This window comes from Actinoplanes sp. NPDC048796 (assembly GCF_040650035.1).
Taxonomy (GTDB): domain Bacteria; phylum Actinomycetota; class Actinomycetes; order Mycobacteriales; family Micromonosporaceae; genus Actinoplanes.
This window is the reverse complement of the sequence record NZ_JBEZGO010000004.1, coordinates 320,198-332,908: the sequence shown is the minus strand read 5'-3', so window position 1 is coordinate 332,908 and position 12,711 is coordinate 320,198. Positions and strand designations below refer to the sequence as shown.

The following is a 12,711-nucleotide window of genomic DNA, read 5'->3' as shown; positions in this document are numbered from 1 at the left end:
GTCAGAGATCTTAGGGTGCCTCGGAGAACGCCGCGTTGGCCTGCCCGATGCCGACCGGCGAGCCGGCCGACCAGCCGCCGTCGACGACGAACTCGGATCCGGTCGAGTATCCGGCCTCGTCGGACGCCACGAACAACACCATCCGGGTGACCTCCTCGGGCGCGGCCATGCGGTCCAGGGCGACCTTGCCGTGCACGACCTCGTCGCCGAGAGGGCCGAGGATCGGCGTACGGATGTAGCCGGGGTGCACCGAGTTGACCCGGATGCCGTGGGCCGCGACCTCCATGGCCACCGCCTTGGTGAAGCCGCGTACCGCGAATTTGCTCGTCGTGTAGTCGGCCGCGTGGGGCGTGCCGATGAGCCCGGCGAACGACGAGATGTTGACGATGGCCCCACCGCCGGCCGCCTTCATGCCGGGGATGACAGCGCGGGTGCCGAGGAACACGCCGTCGAGGTTGACCGCGAGCAGGCGCCGCCAGTCCTCGAGCGTCTCGTCCTCGACGAGGGCGCCCTTGCCGCCGATCCCGGCGTTGTTGATGAGCACGGTCGGCGCGCCGAAGACCGCGTTGGTCTCCTCGATCAGCCGCGCCCACTCCCGCTCATGCGTGACGTCGAGGTGCCGGTAGATCGCCGCGTCGCCGAGCTCCTTCGCGAGCGTCTCGCCTTCGGCGTCGAGCACGTCGGCGATGACGACGCGCGCACCCTCGGCCACGAATCCGCGCGAGTGCGTGGCGCCCATCCCGCGGGCTCCGCCGGTGACGATGACGGTCCTTCCGTCGAACCTGGCCATGGTGTACCTCCCCTTGCCGGCCCGGCGGCCGGCGCCCTTCGAGCATACGTCGCTATCTGACAAGTGTCAGATAGGGCTCGGCCGCTATAGTTCCGCGAATGGACCCGCGCTTTCGACGCTCGCGGGAGGCCCTGCGCGCCGCCGTCTACCGGCTGGCCGGCCGGCGGCCCATCACCGAGGTCACCGTCACCGAGCTGTGCCACGAGGCCGGCGTCACCCGCGACACCTTCTACCGGCACGCGGCGTCCCCGGTGGAGCTGCTGGCCGCCGTACTGCGGGAAGAGCTGGAGACGATCGCCGCGAGCCACCCCGACCTGGCCGGCGGCCCGCACACCGACTCGGGCATGCGGGCCGGCGTCCACGCTCTCTGCGCCCACGTGGCCGAGCACGCCGAGGTCTACCGCCACGCGGCCCGCCCTCACCTGCTGCCGCCCCTGCGCGAAAACCTGGAGATCGTCGTACGCCAGTCGCTGGAGGCCCACGCCCACGCGTACCCGGAGATCCTGCCGCCCGGCACCGGCGCCCCCGGCGACATCCGGGTCCTGGCCGCCTACGCGGCGTCCGGCACCGCCGGAGCGGTCGAGGCCTGGCTGCCCACCGACCCGCTGGACGTGGCCCGGGGCGTCCGTCTGATCATGGCGGCGTCACCGGCGTTCTGGCACGGCCCCGATCGCGGCTAGCGCCGCCCGCTCGACCACGGCCCGGTGCGCCGCACGCGCCGCGGTGTCGGCCGGCCGCTCCTGCTCGGCCAGCACACCGGTCCGGCCGTCAAGCCCCTCGCGCAGAATGTCGGCGTGCCCGGCGTGCCGCGTGGTGTCCTGCAGCACGTGCACCAGGACGCCGAAGAGCTTGACGTGCGGGCGCGGCCACCACGGCACGTGGCCGGGAGCGTCGAGCGGCAGCTCCCTGATGGTCGCGTCGGCGTGTGCGCAGGCCCGCCGGTAGAAGTCGACGATCTGCTCGCGGGTCTCGGCGGCGGTCACCCAGTGGTCACTGCCGTCCGCGTCCTGCCACCGCGGCAGCGGCTCCGGGAACGGCCGGCCGAAGACCTCCCCGAGGTAGCGCGCCTCCCCCGTGGCCCGGTGTTTGACCAGCCCGAGAAGGTTGGTGCCGGTCACGGTCAGGGGCCGCCTGATGTCGTACTCGCAAAGCCCGTCGAGCTTCCAGACGAGCGCCGCCCGGGAGTCGTTGAGCTCCTCGTGCAGACAGTCCTTCGCGAAGTCGTCGATCACGAGGCCCGAGCCTGATGGGACCACTCGTCGAGGGTGGCGGCCATGCGGCGGGTGAAACGGGTGCCCGCCTCGGTGAGCCGGTCGCCGGTGAGCAGGGTGTCGATGGCCTCCGCGGTCCAGTCGCGGTAGCGGCGGTAGACGCCGCGGCTCGCCGGGTCGCCGGTGGACAGTGCCCGGTGCCGCCACACGTCGGCCACGGCCAGGTGGGCGTAGGCGCCGCGCAGGGCCGCCTCGACCGGGCGCGGGTCGTCGTGCCAGCCCACCGCCAGGCGTTCGGACACGGCGTCCTCGGGCACCAGGTCGATCAGGTCGAGGACGGCACCGATCTTGGTCAGCTGGAACTCGCGGACGAGCAGCAGCGCGGCCTCGCCGGGGTCGGCCGTGGGCGAGAGCCCGACCGCGCCGAACGCGTGGCGGGAGGTGGCGCCGCGCGGGGTGCCGTCGGGGGCCGCGGCCAGCGGGACGATCGCGCGGAGCCCGCCGCGCAGGCCGTCGAGCTGGGCCGGGGCGTCGGCGGCGAGCCGTTCCCAGGTCGCCGCCAGCCGGGCCGCCCAGGCGCGTTCGCCGTCGGCGTCCAGCCAGGCCGGGTCGGCGAACTCGAGGCGGTCGCGGTACGGGTCGGCGTCGTCGAGCAGAACCCGTACCCCGTCAAGCGAGACCCACCGGCAAGCGTGCCAGCCCGGAATCTGCCGGTCGCCAGCCGGCAGCTCGGCCCGGCCGCCCGGCCAGCGCAGGACCACCGACGACCGGCCCGCCGTGACCCGGACCTGCTCGGCCGGCGCCGCGAAGACCCCGACCGTGGGCAGGTGGATCAGGCCGTCGTGGGCGTGCACCTGCACGTCGGCGTCGGCGCCGGCCCGGACGGCGACGGCCGCCGCGATGGCCGCCGCCCGGTCGGGTTCGGCGTCCTTGCCCTCCAGGCAGGCCACCGCCCACGAGCGGACGAACGGATGGCTCAGGACGGCGTCGAAGGCGGCCGGCGCGGCCCGTTCGAGCTCGGCCAGCAGCTCGCCGCCGGCCGCCGTCTCGCCCAGGATCTCGCTGACCAGAGCCCGGTTGACGGCCAGCTCGGCGTCGGCCAGCAGGCCCACGGCCGCGGCGTCGCCGTAACCGGCGGCCACCCGGTCGAAGACGTCGGCCGGCAGCGCGCCGAGATCACCCGCGACCGGGGCCGGGCGTTCGTTGAGCACGCCGGAGGTCAGAAGCCCGAGCGGCGCAGGATGCGGCGCACCACGGAGGCGGCCTGCTTATGGTCGATGCGGTCGATCGGCGTCCGGCGGATCTCGTCCAAGGGTGTCTTTTCCACCACGCCTCCCCCTACCGGCAGTGAATGCCAAGCCAAGACGAAGCATAGAAGACACTCGAGGTCATGTCACGGGCACATCACGTGCACCTCTCAGTGCCGGTTCGTCCCGATCACCCGGAAGGTTCCCGTCAGCTCCAGCACCCGTGGCTCCTCCACGTCGTTGTCGCAGAGCAGGGCCACCGGCTGCCGGGGAAGGTTCGACACCTTGTCCGGCAGCCAGCCCACCACCAGCCAGATCTTGTCGTCGGCCGGGGTCGCGCCGGTCTCCCGAAGGTAGAGCGGATAGTGCTGCGGGATCATGACCTGACGGTACGCGGCCGACCCGCTACAGATCTTCGAAACGGCCACGCCGCTGGTTGAAGACCTTCGTGGGCACGGCGGCCACGCGCGTCCCGGCCGCAAGGGCGTCGAACAGGGCAACGTCGATCTCCTCGTCTCGCCCCGGCATCGGATCCCACTCGTCCCAGGGCAACGTCGCCACCCCCTGACGGGTCACAAGATCCTTGGGGACGTCCCCGGCGATGAACCAGTCGCCTTTCCACTCGGCGTCGTGACCGAAGGTGTCCGGGTCGGCGTCGCCCCGGCGGACGAGTTGCCAGGCCTCGGGCGCGGTGAGGAACGCGCCCGGCGGCAGGTCGAGGGTGTCGAAGTCGATGCCGAGCGCGCCCCTCTGGAGGTCGTCGATCTGCGCGTCGGCCCACCGGCCGTCCCCGTACTCGACGACCCAGTGGCTCTCGTACCAGCCCTTCTGGAAGTACGTGGCATAACCGCACCGGGCCTGGGCCGGGATGCCGCGCTCACGCAGCCTCAGGGCCAGCATCTCGGAGTATCCCTGGCACATGGTCGCCACCTTCTCCCCCGGCCTCGCCAGGGCCAGGAGGTCACCGGGACGGCGTACGTGAATCGAGTCCGGATCCGGGCCGACGTCCACTCCGTACGCGTCGGCCCAGGCCTCGTGGATGTAGTGGTCCTGAAGGAAGCGGGTGATCTCGGCGACGGCCTCTTTCTCGGTCATGCGCCCATCGAAGCGCCTGACACTGTGTCAGGGTCAAGCGCCGCGGCGGAGCTTGACCGTGCTGTCCGTACGGATCAGGCCGTTGTGCTCACGAGGATGCTCCTCGGCCCGCAGCGTCTCCCAGCCCTCGCCCAACCGGAGCAGCGCGACGATCTCGGCGGGCGTCTCCAGGACCAGGCCGGTGTGCCGGTTCGACGGGTCGTCCATGTGGCCCTCGATCAGGAGGATGCCGCCCGGTGCGACGGCGGCGGTCGCGCGGCGCAGCACGGCGGCCCGGTCGAACTCGCCCCAGTGGTACAGGAACTGGCAGCTGACCAGGTCGTACTCGCCGGGTGGGAAGTCCTGGACCAGGTCGCGGCGCTGCCAGTCGATGCTCAGATCGCCCGCGTGCGACCTCGCCCGTTCCAGGGCGACACCGGAGACGTCGACCGCGGTCACCTGCCAGCCCCGGCGGGCCAGCCAGATCGCGTCGGCGCCCTCGCCGCACCCCAGATCGAGGGCGCGGCCGGGCGGCAGGTCACTGACCTCGCGGACGAGGACCACGTTGGGGTTGCCGCTCCAGACGCGGTCACTCTCGGCGTATCGGGCGTCCCATTCAGCTTCGATGCTCATGGGACGAGCGTGCGGCGCCGCGTCGCTGACGGCAATGTTCCTTGCCGGAACGGCAAACCTCAGCCGGCTCGGCGGCGGGCCCGGCGGGCGGCCAGCTCGTCACCGGCGGCCGGCTCCGGAGCGGGACCGACGGGCGACGGCACGGCCGGCTCGGCCGGCAGGTTGAGCAGCGAGCCCTGGATCTCTTTGAAGGCACCGCCGATCGCGATGCCGAACACGCCCTGCCCGCCCTGGAGCAGGTCGACGACCTCCTCCGGCGACCGGCACTCGTACACCGTCGTGCCGTCGGAGATCAGCGTGATGCCGGCCAGATCCGCCACGCCGCGCGAGCGCAGCGTCTCGATCGCCCGGCGAATGTTCTGCAGCGAGACGCCCGCGTCAAGCAGGCGCTTCACCACCTTGAGAACGACCAGGTCGCGGAACGAGTAGAGGCGCTGGGTGCCGGAGCCCTCAGCGTCGCGGATGCTCGGGACCACGAGCGTCGTCCGCGCCCAGTAATCCAACTGGCGGTAACTGATGCCGACCGCCTGGCACGCCGTCACCCCGCGATACCCGACTGAGCCGTCCTCGCCGACGAGGGGGCCCTCCTGATGTTCAAGAGGCTGCTCGTGCACGCGACCACCTCCCCGCTGCGCGGTGCCGCCGCTTCACCTGGACTTCACGAGCGTATATCTCAGGCGTCGCGGAAACAGGTAGGTAACGCCACGACACGCCGCGTCCGAGCGAGGTAAGTATCGATCTTCAACCGCTTCGAGTGCGTTTTATCCGGCAAAATCTTCGGGGCGCACCTGGTCGAGGAACTCGCGGAACTTCTCGACCTCGTCCTCCTGCTCGTCCGGGATGACGATGCCGGCCTCGGTCAGCACCTCGTCGGCGCAGCGGATCGGCGCGCCCACCCGCAGCGCCAGCGCGATCGAGTCACTCGGCCGGGCCGACACCCGCAGGCCGTCACCGATCAGCAGATCGGCGTAGAAGACGTTGTCTTTCAGCTCGGTGATCTCGACCGCGGTCAACGGCGCCTCGACGGCGGCCAGGATGTCCCGCAGGAGATCGTGGGTCAGCGGGCGAGCGGGCTTGACACCCTGTTGCTCGTACGCGATCGCGGTGGCCTCGACGGCACCGATCCAGATCGGCAGGTACCGATCGCCGTCGACCTCCCGCAGCAGGACGATCGGCTGGTTGCTGGGGAGCTCCACTCGAACTCCGACCACGCTCAGCTCGCGCACCGCCCGCCTCCGTGTCGTCTTGTTACTGCGCCGCCCCCGCAACGGCCGCCCCTATCCTGCACGGTACACGCACCCCGTCCGGATCCCACGAGTGCGGCATACCCACCTCGCCGCCGCCGAACCGGCGTCAGCGACCCAGTTCTCCCCGCAGCCCCGCGCGCACCAGAGCCGCGTGCAGACGCTGCGAGAGCGCCTGCAGGTCCCGCGCCGTCTCCTGCGCACGGGCACGCGCCGCCGGGTCGCTCTGGCGCACCAGGGGCGCCAGGAGCTGGGTGAACAGCCCGACCTCACGGTCGGAGGCGGCCCGGAACCCGCGCAGATGGCGAACCTCCAGGCCGTATTTCGTCAACCCGACCACGGCCTCCACGATGACCACGGCGTCGCCGTCGTACCACCCCGGTGGCCGCGCCGTGACCAGGCCCATGCGCTCGAGCTCGTCGAGCAGCTCGGCCGGAGCGCCCGTGCGTTCGATCACATCCTCCCGGGGGACCCGGGTGTCGGACGGATCGGCCGCCTTCTCGGCGCCCACCGCGACCAGGTTCGGCCGCGCCGGCGGCGCCGGCTCGGCCTCCATCCGGTCCAGCTGCTCCCGGATCACCCGCAACGGCAGGTACTGATCGCGCTGCGCCGTGAGCACGAACCGCAGCCGCGCCACGTCGTTCCACGAGTACTTGCGGTACCCGGAGGCGGTGCGCTGGGGATCGACCAGCCCCTCCGCCTCCAGGAAGCGCAACTTGGAGATCGTGGTGTCGGGGAATTCGGTGCGCAGATGGGCCAGCACCTCCCCGATGCTCATCAGCGCAGGCTCGCGCCCACCCTGGGGACGCGAGGCCCCCGGGTCGCGCGCGGCCGCCCCCGACGAGTTCACGCCCCGCTACCCTCGCCCTCCGGCCGCGGGCCGGCGATGAACACCAGGCGGAACTTGCCGATCTGGACCTCGTCGCCGTTGCTCAGCGTCGCCGCCTCGACCCGCTCCCGGTTCACGTAGGTGCCGTTGAGCGAGCCGACGTCGCGCACCGTGAAAGTGCCGCCGTCGCGGTGGAACTCGGCGTGCCGGCGGGACACCGTCACATCGTCGAGGAAGATGTCACTGTCGGGGTGCCGGCCACTGGTCGTCACGTCGTGATCGAGCAGGAACCGCGCGCCCGCGTTGGGGCCCCGGCGCACCACGAGCAGCGCCATTCCGGGCGGGAGCGAGCCGGACATACGGCTCGGCACCACGTCGTTCTCCGGCGCCTCGAGCAGCTCGTCGAGCGCACCGAGGTTGAGTGTGGACGTGACGTCGAGTGGGGGGAACTCGTCGTCTGGGCGCGTCATCGGACCACCTCACGGATCAGTTGGTCGCCGCCATGCGGCAAGGATTCACTCCCGCCGCGGCCATATGGCCCGGACACACGACTATCGGTTTCAAAGGCATAACATTTGTTGTGCCCCGCGAGCCTAGTGAAGGCGAATATCGCGGGGCAACCGGACGCGCGGACGTAACGTTCACGCACCGGAAAAGCCGGACTACATAGACGAGAGACTCAGCTCTCGGTGATCGCCTGATAAGCGCTCGCGTCGAGCAGACCCTCGAGTTCCTTCGGGTCGGACGGCGCGATCTCGACGAGCCAGCCCGCCGCGTACGGCTCGGCGTTGATGAGCTCGGGCTCATCGGTCAGAGACGCGTTCTTGGCGACCACGGTGCCCGCGATGGGCGCGTAGATCTCCGACACGCTCTTGGTCGACTCGATCTCACCGAGCGAGTCACCGGCCGCCAGCTCCGTGCCCTCCTCGGGCAGGTCGACGAAGACGATGTCGCCCAGCGCATCCTGCGCGAAGTGGGTGATGCCCACCCGCACGGGCCCGCTGCCGTCTCCGGCCACCCACTCATGTTCAGCCGTGTACCGCAGGTCCTCAGGAATCACGCCATCTCTCCCGTGCACATATATCCGTCAGTAGCGCGGAGGCTAAGAAGCCGGCCGCGCGTATCGCAATGTGGTGGCGTCGCGCACCGCGGTCACGTCGACCAAGGTGCGTTGTTCCAACGTCACGCTACCGCCGCCGCTGTTCACCGACGCGACCACCCCGCCGGGGATTTGCAACGCGGTTTGCATCGTCTGCGGCACACCGATCACGGTGAGCACGTAGGGGCCGGTGAGACGCTGCCCGTCGGCGATGATCCCGCCGCCCTCGGCGTCCACGAAATAGCTGGACGCGACGATTCTCACGGCCCCGCCACCGGACCCGGCGATCTGCATCACCTCACCGCCGGCGCCGCGCAACTCCTGCACGGCGTTGAGGATCGCCGACGCCTTCACCTTGTCGACGGTGATGACCAGGCCCGTGCCCCGGCCCGGCAGGGTTCCGGCGAGCAGACCCAGTTCGTCGGTACGCCGGTCCGCCTCGTCCAGGGCGGCCTGCCGGCCCGCCACACCGGAGGTGAGCTGCCGCTGGCTGGTCTCCAGAGCGTTGATCTCGGACTGAAGGCGGCTGTCGCGGGCCTCCAGGTCCGACAGGATCCGCACCAAGTCCTCCTGCCGCGCGGTGGCCAGCCCCTCGTCGTCGTTGTTGCTGCGCAACTGCACGACCAGCGTGAAACCGAAGAGCGCGAGGAGTACGGCGATCAGTGCTCCGGCTCCGGACATCTTCCGGCGGAGCACCGATCCGGAGGTGGCCGTCACCGGATCGGGTGACGCGGGGGTGACCTCGGAACGGCTCAGCGGCCGGGTCGGCCCGTCGGGATCGGGTGGCGGTTCCGGCCGTGCCGTCTCCACGGTCGGGCCCTCATCGCCGGTGTGCGCCGGCTTCTCGTCCCCCACACCACTCATCCCCGTCACGCCCGGAACAGGTGGCGGCGGATGGCGGCGACGTTCCCGAACAGCCGTACGCCGAGGACGACCACCACACCGGTGGAGAGCTGACCGCCCACGCCCAGCTGGTCGCCCAGATAGACGATGAGCGCGGCCACGAGCACGTTCGCGATGAACGAGATCACGAACTGTTTGTCGTCGAAGATCCCGTCCAGTTTCGCCCGCACCCCGCCGAACACGGCGTCGAGCGCGGCGACCACCGCGATCGGCAGGTACGGCTGCAACGCGATCGGAACCGCGGGTTGGAACACGATGCCCAGGACGGCACCGGCGACCAGAGCGAGTACGGCGATCATCGCCCGCCTTCCGACGAGGAGCTCACGTCCGGCGTGGCGGACGAGGGCAGGGGTGGGAGAGAACCGGAGGGCGCGGGCGGCGGCGTCGAAGGCTGGGCCACCCGCAGCTTGAGCTCGGTAGCGGCCGGCAACGTCACGTCGTCCACCTCCTTGGACTGGAAGGACATCCCGTACTTGGCACCCAGCTGCTCGAAGAACTTGCCGGCATACCCTTCCCGAAAATCCTTGGCAAGATCGTCAGGCCCGATCGCCACAACCTCGTACGGGCTGGTCACCGGCCGAAAGTCGACCAGAATCGCCTCACCTGCCTGCCGAATCGTCGACGTCGCGGTGAGCCGCTGCCCGTTGATGGCGATGGCCTCGGCCCCGAGCGACCAGAGCGCGTTGGTGGCCAGCTGCAGATCACTGTCCTTGACCCGCGCGACAGTGTTCCGCTCCCCCGTCACCGGGTTGATCGGCGTCGGCCCGTCGGCCACGGTGATCCGCGCCCCCGACCCGGTGACCTGGGCCAGCCCGGTCGCCGCCTCAAGATTCCGCAGCCGCTGCACGGTGGTGCTGCTCAGCTCCCGCTCCCGAAGCCCGGCGACTTCGTCGCTGAGCGCCTCGGCCCGGTCCTGCAGATGAGAGGTCTCTTCCCGCCGCTTCTGCACCTGCTCGACCAGCTCGGCCCGCGCGGTGGTCCGGGCGGGCTCATCGGCCACGGTCTGCTGGTAGGCCACCACAAGCAGAAAACCGAGCGCGACCAGGGTGACCACGAGAAGCCCACTGGAGAAGGCCTTCCGCACGCCGGTGGGCTCACCGTCCCGAGCCTTACGTGCGGCCGCGTCCGCATAGCCGGGATCAAGCGGGTTCCGGAAGAGCTCGGTGAGGAAGTCAGGCGCGTACACCCGCTTAGGCGCCGCACCCGATCCCGCTTCACCCGCCTGCTCGCCGCCCGCTGCGTCGCCGCCGGCCCCCGCACCCGCAAGATGAGCGTCTGCCACGTTGTTACTGGCCGCCGCACCCGCATACTCGGCGTCCGCCACATCGTTACTGGCTGCCGCGCCCGCGTGCTCGGCGTCCGCTGCGCCGCTATTGGCTGCCGCGCCCGCATGCCGCCCACTGAATTTGCCGGTGCTCGCGTGAGCCTCGCCGACGGCGTCCACGTGCACCCCAGCCGCTGGCGCGCCAGCTAGCTGTTCGGCGCCCGCTTCCGCTCCACCGACCTGGTCAGCGTCCGCTTGCTCAGCGTCCCGACGCCCGCGGCCCGCTTCGACTCGGTCGACGTGCTCGCCGCTCTGTCGCTCGCCGGCAGGCTGCTCGCCGAACCACTCGCCACCGGCCCACTGCTCGCCCGCAGGCAGGGCACTCGCTTGTCCGCCGCCCGTTTGCCAGGCGCCCGTGCCCGCCGCGCCGGCATGCTCACCGCCCGCGTCTACCGCGTCCTTGTGGTCGCCGGCTACCTGCGCCTCGCGGACCTGGCCGCCGCTCGCGTGTACTGCGTCAGTCTGCTCAGCCTGCCACTGCGCGGCGCCCGCCCGCCTGTCGCTGACATGGTCACCGCTCGCGTGCACGGCGTCCGGCACGTCGCTGACCTGGTTGCCGCTTACGTGCGCGGCGCCCGCCTGCCCCACGTTCCACTGCGCGGCCCCCGCCTGCCTGGCGCTGACCTGATCACCACTTGCGGGTGCGTCCGTCAGCTCGGCGCCCGTTTGCGGTTCGGCGATGTGGTCGTGGCTCGTATACGACGCACCCGCTTCCCGGGCGTGCCGCTGTTGAGCGCTCTCCGGCGCCGCCATGTCCGACATTTCAGATTTGTCGGGTGCGGGCACGGTGTTGGGCGGGTCGTCGGGTTGGCGGCGATCCGGGGAGTGCGGCGCGGTCATGCCGTCCGCGCTCCGGGCGCCAGCCGGTCGGCCCTCAGCAGGCGGACGGTCTGAATCAGGTAGAGGGCGCCGGCCGCCCAGTACAGGGCGAGCGCCCACCAGGCGAGGCCCCAGCCCACGGCGCCGGCCCAGCCGTCCCAGGACGGCACGGCCTTGCCCAGCAGGATGATCGGGAACGCGGCGAGCAGCACGAACGTGCCGGTCTTGCCGACGTAGTGCACGGGCGGCGGACCGTAGCCGTGCCGGCGCAGCACGAGCAGGGCGATGCCCAGCACGACTTCGCGCAGCAGGAGGGCGCCGGTCAGCCAGTACGGGACGACGCCGCGGATCGTGAAGCCGATCAACGTCGCCAGGATGTAGAGCCGGTCGGCGAACGGGTCGAGCAGCGTGCCCAGCCGGCTCACCGAGTTCATCCGCCGGGCCACGTAACCGTCGACCCAGTCGGTCGTCCCGCCGACCGCGATCACGATCACCGCGGCGACGTCGTGGTGCGGCCCCAGCAGCAGATACAGGAAGAGCGGCACCCCGAGCAGCCGGATGAAGCTGATCACGTTGGGGATCGTCCAGATCCGATCGGAGGCAGCGATGGACGGCGCAGGCTGCTGCGACATCGCGGTTTCCTCTCCCCCTACGGCGCGGGCACGGCCGGTCCCCCGGCCACACTCCACGCCCAGCCCACCAGTGAGCCGACCATGCACCCAGCCGGGTGGCTGTGTCCCGCGAACGCCCGGACCCCCTGCCCGGCCACTCGCCGAGCAACTATAACCAGCCGCACGTCCCCGCTCACGGACCCGTCGCGCGTCGCACAGCGTGTCCGCCATCCTAGGAACCTAGTTTTCCTTCCCTCTCAGCGGGGTCAAAGACGCCGACATCCGGCTCGGCTGAGGTCCCGCGAAGGGACTGCGGACGGGCGGAGGGAACGGGCAGGCGGGCAGGCGGGCAGGCGGGCAGGCGGGCAGGCGGGCAGGCGGGCAGGCGGGCAGGCGGGCAGGCGGGCAGGCGGACGGGCAGGCGGACGGGCAGGCGGACGGGCAGGCGGACGGACGGACGGACGGACGGACGCGCCGAAAGCAGCCTCAGCGGGTGTCGAGAAGCGGCGGCTCTGGAATGGGCGCGGCGAGGTAAGTCCCGCAAATGCGCTGGAACTCTAGGAGCCGGTGCGGCAAGGAGGCGGCGAGGCGGCGAGGTTCCGACAGTGGGCGCCCGGCAAGGCCATCGAGGCGCCGAGCGCGAGCGCGACCGCCGGGCACGAAAGGGCGGCCAGCGGGGAGGAAAGGGCGGCCAGCGGGGGGCTAGCGCGGCATAGGTGCTCAACGCGAACACGAACAGCCGGACAACGAGCGCGCCGGGCATTGAGCGCGCGCACCGCGAGCCGGCGGGGAGCGGGCAGCGGCCTTGAGCGCGAGCACCGGGAGCGGGCAGCGGCCTGAGCGCAATCGACAGCATGCCCGGTGAGTGGGGGCTCTGAGCGCGAGTACGCAGAGGCGCGAAACGCGCCGCACGCGCGGAACCCACCG

Annotated in this window: 16 protein-coding genes; 1 reads left to right on the top strand and 15 read right to left on the bottom strand. The window is 71.3% G+C overall.

Annotation, left to right across the window (positions count from 1 at the left end; all coding sequences use genetic code 11):
* Positions 1 to 10: 10 nt before the first annotated feature.
* Positions 11 to 790 carry an SDR family oxidoreductase gene (locus AB0C26_RS20130; protein WP_360249135.1) on the bottom strand — a complete coding sequence of 260 codons (780 nt, stop codon included), beginning with the start codon at positions 788 to 790 and terminating at the stop codon, positions 11 to 13.
* A gap of 98 nt (positions 791 to 888) precedes the next feature.
* Between AB0C26_RS20130 and AB0C26_RS20125 the strand changes: the two genes are divergently transcribed.
* Positions 889 to 1,470, top strand: a complete 582-nt coding sequence (locus AB0C26_RS20125; protein WP_360249132.1) for a TetR/AcrR family transcriptional regulator — start codon at positions 889 to 891, stop codon at positions 1,468 to 1,470.
* On the opposite strand, the gene AB0C26_RS20120 is transcribed toward AB0C26_RS20125, so the two are convergent.
* The 14 genes from AB0C26_RS20120 to AB0C26_RS20055 all read right to left on the bottom strand — a co-directional run bounded on the left by AB0C26_RS20120 (position 1,435) and on the right by AB0C26_RS20055 (position 11,805).
* Positions 1,435 to 2,022, bottom strand: a complete 588-nt coding sequence (locus AB0C26_RS20120; protein WP_360249129.1) for a DinB family protein — start codon at positions 2,020 to 2,022, stop codon at positions 1,435 to 1,437. The two genes, AB0C26_RS20125 and AB0C26_RS20120, sit on opposite strands and share 36 nt — an antisense overlap.
* On the bottom strand, positions 2,019 to 3,212 hold the full coding sequence (locus tag AB0C26_RS20115; protein WP_360249126.1) for an aKG-HExxH-type peptide beta-hydroxylase: 1,194 nt from the start codon (positions 3,210 to 3,212) through the stop codon (positions 2,019 to 2,021). The genes AB0C26_RS20120 and AB0C26_RS20115 overlap by 4 nt, the downstream gene beginning before the upstream one ends.
* A gap of 206 nt (positions 3,213 to 3,418) precedes the next feature.
* Positions 3,419 to 3,628 carry a hypothetical protein gene (locus tag AB0C26_RS20110; protein ID WP_360249123.1) on the bottom strand — a complete coding sequence of 70 codons (210 nt, stop codon included), beginning with the start codon at positions 3,626 to 3,628 and terminating at the stop codon, positions 3,419 to 3,421.
* Positions 3,629 to 3,653: 25 nt separating this feature from the next.
* Complete coding sequence (locus tag AB0C26_RS20105; RefSeq protein WP_360249120.1) at positions 3,654 to 4,343, bottom strand: hypothetical protein; 690 nt, start codon at positions 4,341 to 4,343, stop codon at positions 3,654 to 3,656.
* A 33-nt stretch (positions 4,344 to 4,376) separates the two neighbouring features.
* A complete protein-coding gene (locus tag AB0C26_RS20100; protein ID WP_360249117.1) occupies positions 4,377 to 4,955 on the bottom strand; it encodes a class I SAM-dependent methyltransferase in 579 nt (192 codons plus the stop codon).
* Positions 4,956 to 5,014: 59 nt separating this feature from the next.
* Complete coding sequence (locus AB0C26_RS20095; RefSeq protein WP_360249114.1) at positions 5,015 to 5,569, bottom strand: MerR family transcriptional regulator; 555 nt, start codon at positions 5,567 to 5,569, stop codon at positions 5,015 to 5,017.
* Between the two features lie 147 nt (positions 5,570 to 5,716).
* The gene (locus tag AB0C26_RS20090) at positions 5,717 to 6,181 is read right to left on the bottom strand and encodes a bifunctional nuclease family protein (protein WP_097321283.1); all 465 of its coding nucleotides are present in this window, start codon (positions 6,179 to 6,181) and stop codon (positions 5,717 to 5,719) included.
* Positions 6,182 to 6,308: 127 nt separating this feature from the next.
* Positions 6,309 to 6,977 carry a MerR family transcriptional regulator gene (locus AB0C26_RS20085; RefSeq protein WP_360249110.1) on the bottom strand — a complete coding sequence of 223 codons (669 nt, stop codon included), beginning with the start codon at positions 6,975 to 6,977 and terminating at the stop codon, positions 6,309 to 6,311.
* 68 nt (positions 6,978 to 7,045) lie between these two features.
* Positions 7,046 to 7,498, bottom strand: coding sequence for an FHA domain-containing protein (locus AB0C26_RS20080; RefSeq protein WP_360249107.1), 453 nt, complete (start codon positions 7,496 to 7,498; stop codon positions 7,046 to 7,048).
* Between the two features lie 209 nt (positions 7,499 to 7,707).
* A complete protein-coding gene (gcvH, locus tag AB0C26_RS20075) occupies positions 7,708 to 8,088 on the bottom strand; it encodes a glycine cleavage system protein GcvH (RefSeq protein ID WP_360249104.1) in 381 nt (126 codons plus the stop codon).
* Positions 8,089 to 8,130: 42 nt separating this feature from the next.
* Positions 8,131 to 8,991: a DUF881 domain-containing protein gene (locus AB0C26_RS20070; RefSeq protein ID WP_360249101.1), complete on the bottom strand. Its 861-nt coding sequence runs from the start codon at positions 8,989 to 8,991 to the stop codon at positions 8,131 to 8,133.
* A 5-nt stretch (positions 8,992 to 8,996) separates the two neighbouring features.
* Positions 8,997 to 9,329, bottom strand: coding sequence for a small basic family protein (locus AB0C26_RS20065; RefSeq protein ID WP_360249098.1), 333 nt, complete (start codon positions 9,327 to 9,329; stop codon positions 8,997 to 8,999).
* Complete coding sequence (locus tag AB0C26_RS20060; protein WP_360249095.1) at positions 9,326 to 11,194, bottom strand: DUF881 domain-containing protein; 1,869 nt, start codon at positions 11,192 to 11,194, stop codon at positions 9,326 to 9,328. Before AB0C26_RS20060 ends, AB0C26_RS20065 begins: the two co-directional genes overlap by 4 nt.
* Positions 11,191 to 11,805, bottom strand: a complete 615-nt coding sequence (locus AB0C26_RS20055; RefSeq protein WP_360249092.1) for a CDP-alcohol phosphatidyltransferase family protein — start codon at positions 11,803 to 11,805, stop codon at positions 11,191 to 11,193. The genes AB0C26_RS20060 and AB0C26_RS20055 overlap by 4 nt, the downstream gene beginning before the upstream one ends.
* Between the last annotated feature and the right edge of the window lie 906 nt (positions 11,806 to 12,711).

Excerpts from the sequence above, each read along its gene's own strand:
- AB0C26_RS20130 (WP_360249135.1), bottom strand. The coding sequence starts at position 790 with ATGGCCAGGTTCGACGGAAGGACCGTCATCGTCACCGGCGGAGCCCGC.
- AB0C26_RS20125 (WP_360249132.1), top strand. The coding sequence starts at position 889 with ATGGACCCGCGCTTTCGACGCTCGCGGGAGGCCCTGCGCGCCGCCGTC.
- AB0C26_RS20110 (WP_360249123.1), bottom strand. The coding sequence starts at position 3,628 with ATGATCCCGCAGCACTATCCGCTCTACCTTCGGGAGACCGGCGCGACC.
- AB0C26_RS20105 (WP_360249120.1), bottom strand. The coding sequence starts at position 4,343 with ATGACCGAGAAAGAGGCCGTCGCCGAGATCACCCGCTTCCTTCAGGAC.
- AB0C26_RS20100 (WP_360249117.1), bottom strand. The coding sequence starts at position 4,955 with ATGAGCATCGAAGCTGAATGGGACGCCCGATACGCCGAGAGTGACCGC.
- AB0C26_RS20085 (WP_360249110.1), bottom strand. The coding sequence starts at position 6,977 with ATGAGCATCGGGGAGGTGCTGGCCCATCTGCGCACCGAATTCCCCGAC.
- AB0C26_RS20080 (WP_360249107.1), bottom strand. The coding sequence starts at position 7,498 with ATGACGCGCCCAGACGACGAGTTCCCCCCACTCGACGTCACGTCCACA.
- AB0C26_RS20070 (WP_360249101.1), bottom strand. The coding sequence starts at position 8,991 with ATGAGTGGTGTGGGGGACGAGAAGCCGGCGCACACCGGCGATGAGGGC.
- AB0C26_RS20065 (WP_360249098.1), bottom strand. The coding sequence starts at position 9,329 with ATGATCGCCGTACTCGCTCTGGTCGCCGGTGCCGTCCTGGGCATCGTG.
- AB0C26_RS20060 (WP_360249095.1), bottom strand. The coding sequence starts at position 11,194 with ATGACCGCGCCGCACTCCCCGGATCGCCGCCAACCCGACGACCCGCCC.
- AB0C26_RS20055 (WP_360249092.1), bottom strand. The coding sequence starts at position 11,805 with ATGTCGCAGCAGCCTGCGCCGTCCATCGCTGCCTCCGATCGGATCTGG.